The following is an 18536-nucleotide window of genomic DNA, read 5'->3' as shown; positions in this document are numbered from 1 at the left end:
AAATAGACGGAAGCCCAAGAAAAAGATAATCGGAATTTATCTCATCTAATAACGTGAAATTCGTTTGGCTAAAAACACCCCAGAGAGGGAAAAGTCAGACAGAAAAGGAGTTCAAACAATGTCTCAAACTGCAGAAAAGAAAGCAGAATTAGGTGGCGCGGGCCTTCGTGGTCAAAGCGCAGGAAGCACAGCTTTATGTACTGTCGGAAAAACGGGAACTGGTTTAACTTATCGTGGATACGATATTACTGATCTTGCGAACAACGCACAGTTTGAAGAAGTGGCTCACCTTCTGTTACGCGGTCACTTGCCGAATCAACAAGAACTTGATGCGTACAAGACACACCTACTCAGCCTTAGAGGTTTGCCAGCCGAGCTAAAACAAGCTTTAGAGTTAATTCCTGCAAGCGCACACCCAATGGACGTAATGCGCACGGGTTGTTCTGTATTGGGTAACCTAGAGCAGGAAATGAGCTTCGAGGAGCAACTGAAAGCAACCGAACGTATGCTAGCCTTGTTCCCTGCCATCATCTGTTACTGGTACCGCTTTAGTCATGATGGCGTGCGTATCAACACCGAGGATCAGACTGAAGATTGCATCGGTGGTTACTTCTTGCGATTACTTACAGACAAAGCGCCATCTGCGCTGCACAAACAAGTGATGCATTGCTCGCTTATTCTTTATGCTGAACATGAGTTTAATGCTTCTACATTCGCAGCACGTGTTTGTGCATCAACGTTGTCAGACATTCATTCTTGTATCACGGCGGCAATCGGTACGCTTCGTGGGCCACTTCACGGCGGTGCGAACGAAGCGGCGATGGAAATGATTGAAGATTGGCAAACGCCCGACGAGGCGGAAGCGAACATCATGAAAATGCTAGCCAATAAAGACAAGATCATGGGCTTTGGTCATGCGATTTATCGTGAAAGTGACCCTCGCAACGCCTTAATAAAACGCTGGTCCAAAGAGTTATCGAAGCAAGTTGGTGATACACATCTATATGCGGTTTCTGAGCGTGTTGAATCAGTGATGAAGCGAGAGAAAGGTCTGTTCTGTAATGCGGACTTCTTCCATGCATCGGCTTACCACTTCATGGACATTCCAACCAAACTATTTACCCCAATCTTTGTGATGAGTCGTTTAACGGGCTGGGCTGCACACGTTTATGAGCAACGTGCCAATAACCGCATCATTCGCCCAAGTGCTGATTACACGGGCCCAGATCATCAAGAATGGGTGCCTATCGAGAATCGCTAGCGCGAAGGTCAACGAGGGCATTATATGCTTTGGTTGACCACCTCCTTCCTTTGTCATTCTCTCTAGCAGAGGAAGGAGAACCTCTCATCACTGTGTTTCTGGAGCAATGGAAAACCTTGATGAAGGCAAGATGTAAAGACTGAATGGAAGCAAACCATGAATACAAATATTAATATCCAATATCGTAAGCCGCTTCCGGGAACTCAACTGGATTACTTTGATGCACGCGAAGCCGTCAATGCCATTTCTCCTGGAGCCTATGAAACACTCCCTTATACCTCTCGCGTGCTAGCTGAGCAACTGGTCCGTCGCTGTGACCCGAACACATTGACAGATAGCCTGAAACAGTTAATTGAACGCAAACGCGATCTTGATTTTCCTTGGTATCCAGCACGCGTTGTTTGTCATGACATTCTTGGTCAGACCGCTCTAGTCGATTTAGCGGGTCTACGCGATGCCATTTCAGATCAGGGCGGCGATCCTGCAAAAGTGAACCCAGTGGTTGAGACACAATTGATCGTTGACCACTCTTTAGCGGTTGAACATGCGGGCTTTGACCCTGATGCCTTCGACAAAAACCGCGCGATTGAAGAGCGCCGTAATGAAGACCGATTTCACTTTATTGAGTGGTGTAAAACAGCGTTTGAAAACGTCAGCGTGATTCCAGCTGGGAATGGCATCATGCACCAAATCAACTTGGAAAAAATGTCTCCTGTGGTACAAGCAAAGCAGGGCATTGCCTACCCTGACACCTGTGTGGGTACGGACAGTCACACGCCTCACGTAGACGCTCTTGGTGTTATTGCGATAGGTGTCGGTGGTCTGGAAGCAGAAACCGTCATGCTTGGCCGACCATCAATGATGCGTCTACCAGATATTGTCGGTGTCAAACTGACGGGTAAACGTCAACCGGGCATTACCGCAACGGATATTGTCCTCGCGATTACTGAGTTTCTTCGTAATGAGCGTGTGGTATCTTCATATCTTGAATTCTTTGGAGAAGGCGCACGTGATCTAACGATCGGAGACCGCGCAACGATTTCAAACATGACACCAGAATACGGCGCAACAGCTGGCATGTTTTATATTGATGAGCAGACCATCAATTACTTGAAACTAACTGGTCGAGATGAAGAACAAGTTGCTCTAGTAGAAAATTACGCAAAACAAACCGGTCTTTGGGCAGACGATCTTGATAGCGCCGTTTACGAGCGCGTACTTGAGTTCGATTTATCATCAGTTAGCCGTAACTTGGCTGGTCCGTCAAACCCTCATCGTCGTTTACCAACTTCTGAGTTGGCACAGCGCGGTATTTCCGGAGCGTGGGAAGAGAAAGAAGGCGAGTTGCCAGATGGTGCAGTGATCATCGCTGCTATTACCTCATGTACGAATACCAGTAACCCAAGAAACGTGGTTGCTGCTGGCCTTGTCGCGAAGAAAGCCAACGAACTTGGTCTTGTACGTAAACCTTGGGTGAAATCGTCTTTTGCTCCGGGTTCTAAAGTTGCACGCTTGTATCTGGAAGAAGCGGGCTTATTACCAGAGCTAGAGAAGCTTGGCTTTGGCATTGTTGGTTACGCATGTACAACTTGTAACGGTATGAGTGGTGCGTTGGATCCAAAAATCCAACAAGAGATCATCGACCGTGATTTATATGCGACAGCGGTGCTTTCTGGTAACCGTAACTTTGATGGTCGAATCCATCCGTACGCCAAACAAGCTTTCTTGGCTTCACCACCATTGGTTGTCGCTTATGCGCTAGCAGGTACAATTCGTTTTGATATCGAGCGCGATGCGCTTGGCACGGACCAAAACGGCAAACCAATTTATCTCAATGATTTGTGGCCAAGCGATGAAGAGATCGATGCAGTTGTCGGTACTCATGTTAAACCTGAGCAGTTTAAGCAAGTTTACATTCAGATGTTTAAGCTGAATGATCAAGAGCAAAATCCCAACCCGCTGTACGACTGGCGTCCGATGAGTACCTATATCCGCCGACCACCATACTGGGAAGGTGCGCTAGCGGGAGAAAGAACATTGTCTGGTATGCGTCCATTGGCGATTCTGGGCGACAACATCACTACTGATCACTTATCACCATCCAACGCGATTCTCGCAAGCAGCGCAGCAGGTGAATACTTAGCGAAAATGGGTGTGCCAGAAGAAGATTTCAACTCTTACGCGACTCACCGTGGTGACCACTTAACGGCGCAACGCGCGACCTTCGCTAACCCAAAGTTGTTCAATGAAATGGTGAAGGAAAACGGCGAAGTCGTGCAGGGATCTCTGGCGCGTGTAGAGCCAGAAGGGCAGGTGGTTCGTATGTGGGAAGCGATTGAAACCTACATGAATCGTAAACAACCATTGATCGTGGTGGCTGGCGCGGATTACGGTCAGGGGTCATCCCGTGACTGGGCAGCAAAAGGCGTTCGACTGGCGGGCGTAGAAGCCATTGTTGCTGAAGGCTTTGAGCGTATTCACCGTACTAACTTGGTTGGCATGGGCGTACTACCACTGCAATTTAAGTCGGGCGTTAACCGCAATACGCTAGAGCTGGATGGTACGGAACTTTACGACGTGGTTGGAGAAATCAAGCCGGGCGCTGATTTAGCGCTGGTTATCACACGCAGCAACGGCGATAAAGTCGATGTTCCGGTTACTTGTCGCTTAGATACCGCTGACGAAGTTCACGTGTACAACGCAGGCGGTGTTCTGCAGCGTTTCGCGCAAGATTTCTTGGCACAATAAGGAGTGCGTATGTCAAATAATACTCCGAATCAAACAAGCCAAATAAAAGTGCCCGCGACGTACATGCGTGGCGGCACGAGTAAAGGTGTCTTTTTCAACCTAGAGGATTTGCCTCAAGAGGCGCAAGTGGCTGGAGCCGCACGTGACAAACTGTTGTTACGTGTTATTGGCAGCCCTGATCCGTACGCGAAGCAAATTGATGGTATGGGGGGCGCGACGTCAAGCACCAGTAAAACAGTGATTGTTTCGCGCAGCAGCAGAGCCGATCACGATGTTGACTACTTATTTGGCCAAGTGTCGATCGACAAACCATTCGTCGATTGGAGCGGTAACTGCGGCAACTTGTCTGCCGCTGTCGGTCCTTTCGCCATTCATGCTGGTCTGATCCCACAAGACCGCATTCCAGAAAATGGAATTGTGACGGTGCGTGTTTGGCAGGTGAACATCAGCAAAACCATCTTGATTCACGTGCCAATCGTCAATGGTTTCGTCCAAGAAACCGGAGAGTTTGAACTCGATGGTGTCACGTTTCCAGCGGCAGAGATTCAAGTGGATTTTGTTGATCCTTCCGATGGCGAAGGAAGTATGTTCCCAACGGGCAACTTAGTTGATGATTTGGTGGTGCCGGATGTGGGTACGTTCAACGCGACCTTTATTAACGCGGGCATACCAACCATTTTTATTGATGCTGAATCGATAGGATATCAGGGCACCGAGCTGCAAGACGATGTCAACAACGATGACACAGCATTAGCGATGTTCGAATCCATCCGCGCATATGGCGCGTTAAAAATGGGCCTGATTTCTGATTTAGAAGAAGCTCAAACACGCCAACATACGCCGAAAATAGCGTTTGTTTCTAAACCGAAAAGTTACCTGTCTTCAAGTGGTAAAGCCGTTAATGAGTCGGATATTGATGTGCTCGTTCGCGCGCTGTCGATGGGCAAGCTACATCATGCAATGATGGGAACAGCAGCCGTTGCTATTGCTTCTGCTGCGTGTGTGCCCGGAACGTTAGTGAATTTAGCCGCTGGTGGCGGTGAAAAAGAGTCCGTGACTTTTGGTCACCCGTCAGGAACGTTAAAAGTTGGGGCACAAGCGAAGCAAACTGAGCAGGGCTGGGTGGTGCAAAAAGCCATTATGAGCCGAAGTGCGAGAATACTGATGGAGGGATTTGTGCGTGTACCCTTCTATGTCTTCGATTAAAAGAGACGATCTTTGGATTAAAAGAGCGATCTTTGAGTAGAACGAGAGCAATGTCAGGACATACTGGAGGAAGCAATATGTCTTCATACGAAAAAGAATACTTATGGGCGAAGAATGAACCGGAGAGTTTTTGGCGCGCTCAAGCGGAGAATCTCGATTGGTTTGAATCTCCTAAAACTATCTTGAAATCTGATGAAAACGGCATAGAACGTTGGTTTCCAGATGGTGTAATGAATACGTGCTGGTTAGCATTAGATTACCATTGCGAGCAAGGACGCGGTGATAATACTGCACTCATTTATGACTCGCCAGTGACAGGTCGTAAAGCCACGTACACCTATAGCGATCTACGTGACCAAGTAGCAAAAATTGCTGGCATGCTGTCTGCTCAAGGTGTTGAAAAAGGCGACCGAGTCGTTATTTATATGCCGATGATCCCAGAAGCCGCAATGGCGATGCTTGCCTGCGCGCGTTTGGGGGCGATTCATTCCGTAGTATTCGGTGGTTTTGCACCTAATGAGCTTGCTGTACGAATTGAAGATGCAGAGCCGAAAGTGATCATGACGGCGTCGTGCGGGATTGAGATCAACAAAGTCATTCCATACAAACCAATGGTAGACAAAGCCATTATGGACAGCCGTTGGAAGCCTGAGAAAGTGTTTGTTTTCCAACGTCCAGAGTGCGACGCTGAGCTAAACCAAGAAAGAGACTTAGATTGGCAGCGAGAGTACAAACAAGCGCTGCCACATGGTTGTGTTCCGGTGTTAGCAACCGATCCGCTCTACATACTTTATACATCGGGCACGACAGGTAAGCCGAAAGGCGTTGTGCGTGATAACGGTGGCCATGCTGTCGCGATGAAGTACTCCATGAGCGCAATCTATAACATTCCTCAAGATGGCGTCTTTTGGGCGGCATCTGATGTGGGCTGGGTAGTAGGGCACTCTTACATTGTTTACGCTCCACTGATTCACGGTTGCACTACTATCCTATTCGAAGGCAAGCCTGTTCGAACACCGGATCCTGGCGCATTTTGGCGAGTGTGTGATGAATATAAAGTAGATGCGTTGTTCTCTGCACCAACGGCGTTTCGTGCGATTAAGAAAGAGGACCCGGAAGGCGAGCACTTAAAACAGTACGACTTGTCGAATCTGAAAACCATCTTTATGGCGGGAGAACGCCTTGACCCTCCGACACTGGAGTGGGTTCAGAGCAAAGCGGACAAGCCCGTTATTGACCACTGGTGGCAAACCGAGACGGGCTGGGCCATCGCGGGCAACCCGACAGGTGTCGAAATGATGCCAGTTAAAGCTGGTTCTTCGACGAAGCCCATTCCGGGTTATCAGGTCGAGATTCTGAATGAACTTGGAGAGGCTGTCGGGCCTAACCAACAAGGCTTTGTCGCATTAAAACGTCCGCTACCACCAAGCTGTCTGCCAACGGTTTGGCGTAATCATGACCGTCTTGAAACTGGTTATCTTAGCCAGTTCCCAGGCTACTACGTGTCTGGTGATGGTGGCTATCTGGATGAAGACGGTTACCTGTTTATTATGGGACGTATTGATGATGTGATTAATGTCGCGGGACACCGATTGTCGACAGGTGAAATGGAAGAAATAGTAGGAGGCCACCCAGCGATTGCAGAATGTGCGGTGGTCGGTATCCACGATGATCTAAAAGGTCAGCTTCCACTTGGTTTTGTTGTACTGAAAGACGGTGTTAAAGTGGATGAGCTAGACCTTGAAGGTGAGCTTGTTGGCAAAGTGCGTAGTGAGATAGGTGCAGTTGCTTGCTTCAAGCATGCGTTGGTTGTAGACCGTTTACCGAAAACACGTTCAGGTAAAATTTTGCGTCGAACTATACGTCAAATAGCTGATGGTGAAAAATACACCGTTCCGTCAACGATTGATGACCCAAGTAGCTTGAACGAAATTGAGCGAGTGCTACGACGCTGAGAAAAACTCAATTCTAACTAACCCCTGATCCTCGAACTCTGTAGGTTGGTTCTGCCTCTGTACGTTTATTAAGTACAGGGGCTTTTTTGTTGCTCAAACAGTACAAACGTATCGTGAAAGCATTTGTGACTTGCCAATACGACGTTTTCCTCACAAACTACAGCCATTCCATTTTTAGTGACCCTTTGTATGACCACGTTTGCGATTAAACCTGCGTGTTTTAGCGACCTAGAGTTGCTCAACGATCTTATGTTCGAGCTTCATGATGAGCATCATCTGCAATCTCCTGAGCTTTTCAAAACGGCAGAGGAGATAGAACAAGAAAAAAGCATTGCTCGATATATTGATGACCCTGAGTGCCTTGTTTACGTAGCAAAACAAGGAGATGAAATTATTGGCTTTATTTCTGGTCACTTCTGTGAACTTATTTCTACCGTCAGCCAGCCAGTTATGATGGGAAGCGTGGATGAGCTCTATGTGCTGCCTGAATATCGAAAACAAGGTACGGCGCAGGCTTTGATTAATAAAATTGAGTCAACGTTCTCTGATTACGGTGCAAAACAGATGTTTGTTGAAGTATGGCATTTTAACCAGGGCGCAATATCTTTGTATGAAAAACAAGGATTTGCACACCATATCCACTATTTAAGAAAACCGCTGAACGAATAATCGTATTTAACTTTAATATTGTGATTTAGGTTCGATCGAATTGAAATCATTCAGTTCGTCAATAGACTTTTCTCTATAAGCTACTCGCAATGTTAACAAATTGATATGCACCTACATTGGTATCGGCGTTTTTGTCTGCTTGTTTATTAGTAGCACGAGGATCGTGCTTACAAAAACAAGAGGACAATATTTTGAAACTAACAAAATCGTTACTTGCTTTAGCCGTTTTGCCAATGTTCGCAAGTGCTGATGATTTGTCACAGACGCAAAATCACACTATCCAACCCCAGATCGTAGGCGGAGTAACTGCCGACCCACGTGACTGGAAATTCTACACCCAAATTGTTAGTCGTTATGGTAACCGATCGTATTGTGGGGCCAGTTATATCGGGAATGGTTACGTCCTGACTGCTGCACATTGTGTTGAGGGTGATTCTCCGAGTCAGATTGCGGTTAAAATCGGTGGCGTTGTTTATAACGGTAGTGATGGTGTTCGTGCAAACGTCAGTGAGATCCATATGCACCCGGCATATCGCCGCGCGACGCTTTCTCATGACCTCGCGGTATTGAAGCTCGACTCTGTGCCTCAAGGTGTTTCTTCAGTTGAGATTGCGAATGGTAGTCTAACGCAATACGCGAGCATCGGAGATTGGCTTAGTGTTGCTGGCTTAGGGCGAACTTCTGAAGGAGGAAGCTCTCCGTCTCGATTGCAAGAGGTTGACGTCCCACTTGTGTCGGATATGACTTGCCGTCAAGCCGGTGGCAACTACACAACGGTTGGAGAAGTGTCATTCTGTGCTGGTATTCCTCAAGGTGGGATAGATTCTTGTCAGGGAGATAGTGGTGGTCCAATCGTCATTAATCGCAGTGGTGTAATTACTCAACTTGGTGTGGTCAGTTGGGGAATAGGTTGTGCTCGTCCTGGTATGTATGGGGTTTATAGCGATATCGCTGCTATGCGCAATTTTGTCGATGGTGTTATCGGAACAGTAACACCACCAAAAGAGAATGTTTCTGTTGGATACACCACCGAACAGACACTGGCATCATTTAATGTTGGGGAGTTACAGCAACATAGCTTTGTTATCCAGAATTCAGGGAACACCACCTTCACTGTGGAAAATGTTCGCGCGTTTGCTTCGGGTGTTACTGATGCAGCTGTTATTGCCAATGATCAGTGCTCTCAGGCGACGTTAGCAATGAATGCAAGTTGTCGTATTGATGTTGAATTTGGTGCTACTCAGAGCGGAGAAGCAAGAGTGGTTTTGAACTTCAACGTTGATAAGACCAGCACACAATACCAAGCGTTAGTATCCGCTCAAGCGAAAACGGTGACAACGCCTCCCACAGATAGCTGTAAAACTGTATGGCAAGCCAGCTTAGTGTATCTCAAAGGAGATACGGTTACTTGGAATGGTAAAGTTTGGCAAGCGCAGTGGTGGACTCAAGGTGATAATCCAGCAGACTCAGGGCCTTGGGGTGTTTGGCAAAAAGTCGGCGATGCGAATTGCAAGTCTAACTAACGATCGGGCCAGTGAATTTGATTCGTTGACCATGAGATAAGATTCATTCTTGGTTTCAACGATCAGTACATAGTTACCATAACTGGGGTTTATTGTTTGCGAATAATAAGCCCTTTTTTATTGTGTCAACTATGAGAACCCACAAAATGTGTATGACTTTTTCCTGACGTTATCTTTATATAACTGGCAGAATTGCGATCAACATTTTATGTTTTGTCTGATTTTTGTCAGGTTTGCATTAAATTATTCTCCAGTGAGCGTTGAGATCAGGTTTTACGCGATCAACTCAGTTTGGCATAACTCGTTACTTAATTTTTGTCGAAAAAGATAAGATTAACTGCCATGATTCATTGGTTATCATTATGTTTATTTAAGGTCATATTTTGTGTTGAGACAGCTGTTATTACTCATCCTTTGTTTTATTTTGTTACCTGTTTCACCGATCTCTACGGCTAAAGCCACTGCGAGCGAAGTTAAAGGAGCGCTCTGTATTGTTCGCGCTGATGACAAGTTAGTGCTAGTTCATGAAGTATTAACGGATAAGATTTCTCTACCTGGCGGAACCATTATTGATGGTGAGTCTCCACAAGTTGCTGCTCAACGAGAAACGTGGGAAGAAACCGGTATAGTGGTTACGGTTGGAGAGGAGCTTGGCAGAACGGACACTGCGGTTTTTTACGACTGTATATCAGACTCTGACATTATCGCTTTTTCTATGAATAATTCTTTAGGTGGAAATGAACTGCCTATTTGGTTTGCCCCTCATTATGGAGTAGAAGTTGCGTCAGCGATGTTGCTTAGCCCATCTGAATTACCATCATCTTTATATCGTTATCCTGAGCAATGGCCACAAGCCACTCAGTTTTTTGATCAAGCTACCAAGCAATCAGTATCTTATGTGACTCAGTTGATCGAATCCGCGCCTTCATTTCGTCAGGTTGAATTGGCGTGGCTGATAGATTTACAGAGTTGGGTAGGGGCGTTGTCAGAAACGAGTTACGAGGTAGCTAGTCAGATCTCAAAACTGGTTATAGATCTGACAGAACCAACGGTACTACTCTTTCTATTTCCTTTTGCCATGATGCGCTTTGGTAGCCGGTTTGTGTACCGACTCTTTTTCGCAATTAGTGCAACGTCGCTTATGGTGCTTGTCGCTCAACAAGGCTTTTCGTTACCGCGCCCACATGTCTATATACCAATGATGGAGTTAACGCACAGCTTTGGCTTTAGTTTTCCTAGCTTGCCTATCGCTGTGTGGTTTTGTGTTCTGACGTTCTTGTTTCATAGAACCCAGTATTTTGGTTTGAATGGAACAACGGCAGTCTTCGTGTTCATCACTCTTACTGTGGTGTTAGGTAAGTTTTTCCTCGGCAGTGCCTTTATTTTAGATATGTTATTTGGCGCGCTGTTAGGCAGCTTGGTGGCTTGGCATGTTCTTCGACTGGAGACAAATCAAGATGTGAACGTTGATCAAGTTCTAAGCTCAAAAGGCGTCTGGTTCATTATGACTGCGGCAACATCGGTCATCTCCGTCATCTGGCCATTACCTGTGTTTGGTCGCTGGCTAGCAATTTTAATCACTGCATCAGCGTTGGTCATGACATTTAAAGAGTCGAAAGCACATTTAGATACTCGGCAGATGATCTTTGTGACGCTGGCATTGTTGCTTGTTGATCAACTCTATTTGTACTCGGCTAATATCGTATCGTTTAGCGGTTTGTGGTCATTAGTCTTGTCGACGTTACATTATCCATTATTAATGTTGTTATTTATGCTGCTTGCAAGGAAGCTGACTTGTGATAACCAACCGAGCAAAACGTTGCTAGATTGATGGCTGTATTTGTTATCTATTAGTATTTGAGTAAAAACAAAGCCTTGCATTACAGCAAGGCTTTTACACGTTTAGTCCACGAACAACGCCGCTTGCCTATCTTGGACGGCTAGGGGTGTTAAACGTAAGAAGCTTAACGCAACAGACATGGCGGAAAGGGCTATGCATTGAGCACGAACTTTTCTATAGCTTTAGCGACACCGTGCTCATCATTACTTGCCGTAATGTAGTCAGCGATTTGCTTGGTTTCTTCCATTGCATTTGCCATCGCGATACCAAGGCCAGCGTATTTCAGCATGTGGTGGTCATTTTCTGCGTCACCCATACAGATAACTTCTTCCGGTTTAATTCCCAGATACTCGGCAATTGCGGCAACACCAATACCTTTGTTGCTCGCAGGGTTAAGAAACTCAAGGAAAAACGGAGCGCTTTGAACAACCGTAAACGCTTCGCGCATTTCAGCTGGCAGTGCTGCTATAACTTCTGTTAGTTTGCTTGGCTCTGCAACCATCATAGCTTTGATGATTGGATGATCGTCTTCTAGTGATTCGAAGTTCATCTCGGTGACATTTAAGCCATTTATCTTTGCTTCAATATCGGTGTAAGGGTTGTGTTCGTTGGTGATTAAACCATGAACTTGACTAAAAGCATGGACGTACGCACCTAGCTCTTCGGCTTTTCGCGCCACCAATTTTGCAGCTTTACCATCTATGATTTGCTGGTGGATGATGTCGTTTGTGCCTACGTTCTTGACCATCGAACCGTTGTAGTAAAGAACAAAATCTCGATCGGAATGGATATTCAGTTCGTCGAGCTTGTCTTGCATTCCTTCTAATGGGCGACCAGAAGCGAGAACGACAGTAACGCCTGCTTCTCGAGCTTTTGCGATCGCTTGTTTGTTTTCTTCAGAAATGGCTTTATCACTATTGAGTAGCGTGCCATCCATATCTAGTGCGATCAGTTTATACATCATTTCTTACCTTAAAGTTTTTTGGGAGCTGTCAGTGAATAAGGCTTGGTTTAACGTTAACCAGAAACCTATATTCATTACGCTATGAAACTACAAAATGGTCTATTTTAACAATTAATTTTTGGTTTAAATTGACCTAGACACGCGTGTCCATTATGGTCTTCGCCTCGAAATGTTATGAGTTGAGTGAGTTCTGCGTTGTATAAGCTAAATGAGATGTTTGAAACCATCCAAGGGGAAGGGGTTTTCACTGGAGTCCCTGCTGTTTTTGTTCGGCTTCAAGAGTGTCCGGTTGGTTGCTCATGGTGCGATACCAAACAAACGTGGTATGCAGATGAGAATGATCAACGTCAAATAGGCGATATTCTGGTGAAAACGGAAGACTCTCCGACGTGGTGTGTTGCATCTGCCGAGAACATCGTAGAGCAATATCAACAGCAAGGCTTTAATGCTAAGCATATCGTGATTACTGGTGGAGAGCCTTGTATTTATGATCTGCGCCCTTTAACAAAGGCGTTTGAAGATATGGGGTGCCAATGCCAAATTGAAACCAGTGGCACATCAGAAGTGATTACTTCAGAAAATACGTGGGTGACAGTGTCACCAAAAGTAGCAATGAAAGGTAAATTACCAGTGCTTAATAGCGCGTTAGAGCGGGCAAATGAGATTAAGCATCCAGTCGGCACCCAGAAAGACATCGACCACCTTGATGACCTTTTAGCAAATGCGAACGTAGCGGCTGAGACTATCATTGCACTACAACCAATTAGCCAGAAGCCTCGTGCTACGCAATTGTGTATTGATACGTGCATTGCCCGCAATTGGCGTTTGTCTGTTCAAACTCATAAATATTTGAGTATTGCTTAGACGAGAGACTCGTCATCATTCGAGGTAGCTTTTCTATCTAATCCCGGTTTCGCGAGTAATGCCGTTGGTAGCTTTGCTATCGAAACATTGTCGATATATCTAAGCAATTTATAGCGTTGTAAAAGCTAAGCAGTGTTGGCTGTTGTGGTGTAGTGCTATCTTTGGTTCGACAATCGTTTCGCATTTAATTGATGCCACCAATCTGGCGGCATCAAAATAAAGCTCTGTTGGCTGGAGTTTCACGCTGAGATAAAACGTTTAGAAGCTAACGCAAAAGGTTTTATCCCAGCGCTATTACCGCTAACAAAGACTATTTGCTCGCTAAGTATTCTTCTAAGCCGCTTTGTCGCAGTAGGCACGCTGGGCATTCACCACAGCCTTTACCAACGATTCCGTTGTAACATGTTAAAGTATTGTTTTGGACAAACTCCAACATATTGTGCTTATCAGCTAGAGCCCAGGTCTCGGCTTTAGTAAGCCACATTAAAGGAGTCTTAATGTTGAAGGCTTTATCCATACCTAAATTGCAAGAGAGATTTAGAGAGCGAATAAAGTTGTCTCGGCAGTCAGGGTAACCACTAAAGTCTGTTTCGCAAACTCCCGTAATGATGTCTTGAATGCCAAGCTGGTAAGCATGGATACATGCGTAAGTAAGAAAGAGAATGTTTCTCCCTGGAACGAATGTATTGGGTACGTTAGCGTCGCTTAAGTCATTAGATACCGGAATGTTGTCTCTTGTCAGCGAGCTTATCGCTAACTCATTAATTGATTTTACATCCAGGACTTTGTGGCTTTTGATGTTAAGTTGCTTACCTAATTCGATAGCGATATCTATTTCATCTGAATGACGCTGGCCATAATCAAACGTTATAGCATGAACTTCATCATATGTATTTAATGCATCGATTAAGCAGGTCGTAGAGTCCTGCCCACCGGAAAAAACCACAAGTGCTTTTGTTGTAGCCATGTTGAACCCTTAGTTATGCTCTTTGATTCTTTGGTATTGATACGTATTCTTAGGCGTTTAATCCCTATTACGTACTCGACTTGTTCGTGGCGATTGCGTCCGCAATCAACTGGGCTGTGCTCTCAAGCACTCTTTGCTTGTCATCATTTGACAGCTTGTGGAGATTCACAGCAAGTTCAGCGGTGATTTCATCTTCACAAAAAAAATAGTTTAGAGGCACGTTTAGCTCATCTGCGATAAGTTTGAGCGTTTTTACGTCGGGAGTATGGCGCTCCCTTTCGTATTGATTCATCCTTGCACTTGCAGAACTATCATCCATGCCGATACGGATGCCCAGTGCTTTTTGGGACAGATTCGCTTGTTTACGCGCATGCTTAAGGCGGGCTGGGAGTGGGTTATTAAACAACACTTAAAGTTCATACGAAGGACTTGGATGACTAAGATTATCTTAGTTTTTCTGATTTGTGTATACTAAGTAATACTTAGTTTTTACCAAGGTCGCCAAGGCCGTGTCTGTATAACTAAAAAAGATTTCGTCTCTTTAGGTTGATTAAGTGACGTTGAATCTACTTCTTCAAAAACTGCCGTATGAAGGAGCGGGAGGAGCGAGTAAGGGCACGAGAAACCGCAGCGATTTGTAGAGCAGAATTTGCTCTTCACATAAACGTAGTCGTCTAAGTTGAAGAGCAATATTGTTCTTGATGATCAACTATATACTTAAGTAAATAACTGTGTCGCACAATAGATCAGAGCTGCTGCTAAGCTCATATTGATGACTTTGCCATATCTCTGGAATTGCGATTGAAGTAGCTTTCCTGCAACGGCCCAGACTACGTTGCTAAGAAGTGCGATCAAAGCAAGAATGAGGCTAGTCGCTAAGATCCAGTAGATATTCTGAGTGTGGGGCAGTACGAACGTAGAAATAGAGGTAATTCCATAAAGAATGATTTTCACATTAACGAACTGCAAACCGAAACCTGTTAAGAAACTGATACCTTTAGAATTATCCGATGAAGTTTTGATCTCACTCGTAGCAAGCCCCCAAGCCAACCAAACAATATAAGCTGCTCCAATCCATGTTAGCCAAGGTGTAATCACGGGCAAGAGGCTGATCATGTTATACGTGAAAGCGCCACAAAGTAGCATCAAAACAACATAGCCACAAAACATCCCCGAAATCACTTTTGTTGAGCGTTTTAGTCCATATTGCGTCGCGATGCTGAGCGATAAAATGTTGTTTGGCCCTGGTGTAATTGAAGTAATGATTACGTAAGTAAAAAATGCGGTGTAGATGGCGGTCATCTCTATCTCTCCTGTTTTTACTGCACTATACTTCGCTACAATTGATTAAAAAATTGAATAAATTAAAACTTAGACTTTTAATTTATTGAACTGTTGGTTGTGGAGTCTAGTCATGAATCTAAAACGCTTTCTTACTTTTAAAGCTATTGTTGAAGAAGGATCGTTTCTAAAAGCGTCACAGAAGCTTTATTGCACGCAATCAACCGTCACCTTTCAAATCAAGCAGTTGGAACAAGATCTGTCTCTGCAGCTGTTCGAAAAAATAGGGCGTAAGATGGTTTTGACTCAAGCAGGAGAAAAGATACTGCCTTACGTCTATGAACTGTCGCGAGTGATGGAAAATATTGAGGGAACAGCACAGCAAGAAAACTCGGAGCCGACCGGTGAATTGAAAGTGCTGGTTGCTGAGACTCAACTTGCTTATAAGATGGCTAATGTTTTAAAAGAGTTCAGGATCAGAGCGCCCAATGTCAGACTCTCTCTGCAATCACAAAATTGCTATCAGATTCGAGATGAGTTGATAGCGGATAAAGCTGATTTAGGTGTGTTTTATCGAGTAGGTAATGACGATACGCTCAAGGTCCACGAGTTTGAGCAGGAGCCACTGGTATTGGTTGCTTCACCGCTTTTAAAAGGGCTAGATTTAAAGAAGAGAGAGCAACATATTGATTTAGGGTTTATAAGCAATGGCCCTAAGTGCCTTTTTCGACAGATGTTTGAGAGCATTATTCAAGAGCGTGATATTAGCATCGACAACATGATCGAACTTAGCAGTATTAATACGATCAAAAATTGCGTTGAGAGTAATATTGGTATCTCTTACTTACCTCGTTTTACGGTTGAAAAAGAGTTGCAAGAGGGCAGTTTACAAGAGCTTGAGTTCACCGAATTTTCACAGATGATCAAGCCACTCTGCGCTTATCATGCTGGAAAGTGTGTGACGCCGGCGATGGAAGTCTTTATTGATTGTATGCGTAACGAGTATGAACGGTTTTCTACTCAGAGTCGGTGATCTTTAATATGTTCTATCTGACATAGTTTCGTTTTTACTCCTTTTTATTTTTTAAGTGGTTGATTCTAATTAATTGATTTTTGGTGTTTTATTTTACAGTCGACTAATTTTGGATGATAGATAAGATCTGATGTGAAGAGCTATTTATTGACAGAAAGAGATAAGATATAAAAACGACGGCGTGTGATAACTAGATTAGATAAGGTTACATAATTAACAGTGTAATAAATGCCATTCTTTATGGATTATTTTCAACGAGACTTAATTGTTACGGTTCGTTATTATTAACTCGTTAACGCATCCATTGCTAGGAAGTTAACTTACGCATATTGTTTTTTTCATCATTTGCAGCAAATTATATTTGCTGCTTTTTTTTAACCAAAAAAAAGTTCAAAGCTTGAACTACAAGCTCTGAACTTTTGTTTATACTTAGTGGTTTTCTACTTTAATAAGTAAAACACCGTTTAAAAGTATCGCGTAACCTAGTAACTCTAAGCTTTCTTCGACCAAGTTTTTCACGTCTCTATTGTATGAGTTCCCCATGAACTCGACCCAAAAATCACCATACCCTGCAAAGCGTGAGAATAAGAAAACAATAAAAAAGCCAATCGTTAATGTCGTGAAGCTAGAATGAGAAATGAAAAGTTTTACCTCATTTTTTATGTTAACTATGTTATTAAAACAAAAATAACAGACCGAGACTATTATAATCCAAGCAGGATACTTCCATGAACCGTGAGGGAAATACTGCTCTATGTGGTAGTCCATTTCTCTAACGAATATAACCATAAAAAATGAAGACATTATTACTAATATGTGTTTGAGTTCAAGATATTCCTTAGATTTATACAAACACATTAACGATGAAAAAAGCACAAATGCTATTTGATTCATTTCTATAAGAGAGTTCTCCGATGTGCTTTTGTCCATTTGTACGCTAAAATAAATCGTTGCTAACGTGTAAATAACCAAAAAAATAAGATAAGATATTTTATATACTAACAAACTAGTGACCGAGGTGTGTTTTTCTTTAATATACATCGTAACTTGTATAGGTGATGGATTTTTTAGTATTATAAATCAAGAATGTTTTATATTTAGTGAATTAAGCGCCATTTAGAATGGAACTTAATTCACCTAACATTAAACTTCTATGAATCTTAAATTTTTCTGTTTTAACTTATTGATTTTATTTGATGTTTTATTTGCTGTTAATTTTGGTTAAATAGAATCACCTAGCTTTTATTGAAATGCTTTTCCCATATTGGAGGTATGCCAATTTCTTCTTGAACGATATCAATGAATGCCCTAACCAATGGTGATTGCTGACGGTGTGAGTACATGGCATAAATATCACCAAAATCTTGAGTTTCATATTCTGGTAAAAGTTGAACTAAATTAGAAGACTCTAGGTTGTTAGGGAGCATAAATTGACCTATAAGTGCTGCGCCCAGACCTGACTTTACGCTTTCAATTATTAGCTCAGCTTCATTTACCATGTATGACCCTGATATTGGGTATGTATCTAAACCATCTGAGTTTGCTTTGTCGTAGAATTTAAGTTTATCGACAATAAAATTACCATTTGAATAAATAATAAAAGGTAGCTTAACTAACTCATCAGGCGTTTCTGGGTTACCATGTTTTTCAATTAAATTTCGAGAAGCAATGATTGCAGTCGTATTTTTTGCTAATTTTCTTGCTACCATTGATGAATCCCTCATAGGTCCGATTCGAAAAGCAATATCAAAATTACTTCTAATCACGTCTACATGAAGATCATCTAGCATTAGTTCAACACTTGCTTTTGGGTACTTATGTAAAAACTTCTCTATCGAAGGTTGTAGATAGAGTTTTCCAAATAATGTTGAGCTTGAAATTCGTACTTTCCCTGAAGGCTCAGTCTGAAAGTTCTCCGCTATTTGTTGAGTATCATCAAGGAGTTGAGATATTTGGTCTGCTTTTTCAACTATTTGCTTGCCGACTTGTGTTAATGAAAGAGAGCGAGTTGTTCTGTTTAATAGCCTAACGCCTAAGTGCTCTTCTAACTGCTTGATGTGTTTAGATAAAACAGAGCGGTCGATATTCATCCCATCTGCTGCTTTTGCAAAAGATCCAGCTTTAGAGACTTCTAAAAGCAGGTGTAGTTTATTTGCTAAATCCACAATGTTTATCCAGGTTAGATATTAGCGTATTAGTTTCATGTATAACTGCTGCTCTGTCTA

14 protein-coding genes are annotated in these 18536 nt (G+C 43.5%); 9 read left to right on the top strand and 5 right to left on the bottom strand.

The window, feature by feature from the left end; all coding sequences use genetic code 11:
• Nucleotides 1-118: 118 nt before the first annotated feature.
• The 7 genes from prpC (at nt 119) to R7O13_RS18465 (ending at nt 11193) form a co-directional block, all read left to right on the top strand.
• Nucleotides 119-1261: a 2-methylcitrate synthase gene (gene prpC / locus R7O13_RS18495; RefSeq protein ID WP_005377283.1), complete on the top strand. Its 1143-nt coding sequence runs from the start codon at nt 119-121 to the stop codon at nt 1259-1261.
• Nucleotides 1262-1417: 156 nt separating this feature from the next.
• Complete coding sequence (gene acnD / locus R7O13_RS18490) at nt 1418-4009, top strand: Fe/S-dependent 2-methylisocitrate dehydratase AcnD (RefSeq protein WP_213908114.1); 2592 nt, start codon at nt 1418-1420, stop codon at nt 4007-4009.
• Between the two features lie 9 nt (nt 4010-4018).
• On the top strand, nt 4019-5215 hold the full coding sequence (gene prpF, locus R7O13_RS18485) for a 2-methylaconitate cis-trans isomerase PrpF (protein ID WP_054575019.1): 1197 nt from the start codon (nt 4019-4021) through the stop codon (nt 5213-5215).
• Nucleotides 5216-5292: 77 nt separating this feature from the next.
• On the top strand, nt 5293-7170 hold the full coding sequence (locus R7O13_RS18480) for a propionyl-CoA synthetase (protein WP_318304425.1): 1878 nt from the start codon (nt 5293-5295) through the stop codon (nt 7168-7170).
• A gap of 189 nt (nt 7171-7359) precedes the next feature.
• The gene (locus tag R7O13_RS18475) at nt 7360-7839 is read left to right on the top strand and encodes a GNAT family N-acetyltransferase (protein ID WP_005377290.1); all 480 of its coding nucleotides are present in this window, start codon (nt 7360-7362) and stop codon (nt 7837-7839) included.
• A gap of 191 nt (nt 7840-8030) precedes the next feature.
• Nucleotides 8031-9362 carry a trypsin-like serine protease gene (locus R7O13_RS18470; RefSeq protein ID WP_182039218.1) on the top strand — a complete coding sequence of 444 codons (1332 nt, stop codon included), beginning with the start codon at nt 8031-8033 and terminating at the stop codon, nt 9360-9362.
• A gap of 385 nt (nt 9363-9747) precedes the next feature.
• Nucleotides 9748-11193, top strand: a complete 1446-nt coding sequence (locus tag R7O13_RS18465; RefSeq protein ID WP_318304423.1) for a bifunctional NUDIX hydrolase/phosphatase PAP2 family protein — start codon at nt 9748-9750, stop codon at nt 11191-11193.
• Nucleotides 11194-11353: 160 nt separating this feature from the next.
• Here the strand turns inward: R7O13_RS18465 and R7O13_RS18460 are convergent, their stop codons facing one another.
• Nucleotides 11354-12163, bottom strand: coding sequence for a Cof-type HAD-IIB family hydrolase (locus tag R7O13_RS18460; protein WP_017821691.1), 810 nt, complete (start codon nt 12161-12163; stop codon nt 11354-11356).
• 216 nt (nt 12164-12379) lie between these two features.
• Between R7O13_RS18460 and queE the strand changes: the two genes are divergently transcribed.
• Entirely contained in the window at nt 12380-13030 is a 651-nt protein-coding gene (queE, locus tag R7O13_RS18455) for a 7-carboxy-7-deazaguanine synthase QueE (protein WP_005377296.1), read from the top strand.
• 310 nt (nt 13031-13340) lie between these two features.
• Here queE and queC read toward each other — a convergent pair whose 3' ends face one another.
• The 3 genes from queC to eamB form a co-directional block, all read right to left on the bottom strand.
• Entirely contained in the window at nt 13341-13997 is a 657-nt protein-coding gene (queC, locus tag R7O13_RS18450; protein WP_005377298.1) for a 7-cyano-7-deazaguanine synthase QueC, read from the bottom strand.
• A 67-nt stretch (nt 13998-14064) separates the two neighbouring features.
• Complete coding sequence (locus tag R7O13_RS18445) at nt 14065-14406, bottom strand: helix-turn-helix domain-containing protein (RefSeq protein ID WP_025768136.1); 342 nt, start codon at nt 14404-14406, stop codon at nt 14065-14067.
• Between the two features lie 308 nt (nt 14407-14714).
• Nucleotides 14715-15299 (bottom strand): cysteine/O-acetylserine transporter, encoded by a 585-nt coding sequence (gene eamB, locus R7O13_RS18440; protein ID WP_005388201.1) that lies wholly within the window; start codon nt 15297-15299, stop codon nt 14715-14717.
• A 112-nt stretch (nt 15300-15411) separates the two neighbouring features.
• On the opposite strand from eamB, the gene R7O13_RS18435 reads away from it, so the two are divergent.
• Nucleotides 15412-16311 (top strand): LysR family transcriptional regulator, encoded by a 900-nt coding sequence (locus R7O13_RS18435; protein WP_005377302.1) that lies wholly within the window; start codon nt 15412-15414, stop codon nt 16309-16311.
• A 1235-nt stretch (nt 16312-17546) separates the two neighbouring features.
• Here R7O13_RS18435 and R7O13_RS18430 read toward each other — a convergent pair.
• Nucleotides 17547-18476, bottom strand: coding sequence for a LysR family transcriptional regulator (locus tag R7O13_RS18430; protein WP_064353962.1), 930 nt, complete (start codon nt 18474-18476; stop codon nt 17547-17549).
• Nucleotides 18477-18536 lie beyond the last annotated feature (60 nt).

Source organism: Vibrio sp. Y176 (assembly GCF_033438945.1).
Note: the sequence above shows the minus strand (reverse complement) of the source record. Positions and strands in the feature narration are given on the sequence as shown.

Coding starts and splice junctions, on each gene's coding strand:
- prpC (WP_005377283.1), top strand. CDS start 119: ATGTCTCAAACTGCAGAAAAGAAAGCAGAATTAGGTGGCGCGGGCCTT.
- acnD (WP_213908114.1), top strand. CDS start 1,418: ATGAATACAAATATTAATATCCAATATCGTAAGCCGCTTCCGGGAACT.
- prpF (WP_054575019.1), top strand. CDS start 4,019: ATGTCAAATAATACTCCGAATCAAACAAGCCAAATAAAAGTGCCCGCG.
- R7O13_RS18480 (WP_318304425.1), top strand. CDS start 5,293: ATGTCTTCATACGAAAAAGAATACTTATGGGCGAAGAATGAACCGGAG.
- R7O13_RS18475 (WP_005377290.1), top strand. CDS start 7,360: ATGACCACGTTTGCGATTAAACCTGCGTGTTTTAGCGACCTAGAGTTG.
- R7O13_RS18460 (WP_017821691.1), bottom strand. CDS start 12,163: ATGTATAAACTGATCGCACTAGATATGGATGGCACGCTACTCAATAGT.
- queE (WP_005377296.1), top strand. CDS start 12,380: ATGTTTGAAACCATCCAAGGGGAAGGGGTTTTCACTGGAGTCCCTGCT.
- queC (WP_005377298.1), bottom strand. CDS start 13,997: ATGGCTACAACAAAAGCACTTGTGGTTTTTTCCGGTGGGCAGGACTCT.
- eamB (WP_005388201.1), bottom strand. CDS start 15,299: ATGACCGCCATCTACACCGCATTTTTTACTTACGTAATCATTACTTCA.
- R7O13_RS18435 (WP_005377302.1), top strand. CDS start 15,412: ATGAATCTAAAACGCTTTCTTACTTTTAAAGCTATTGTTGAAGAAGGA.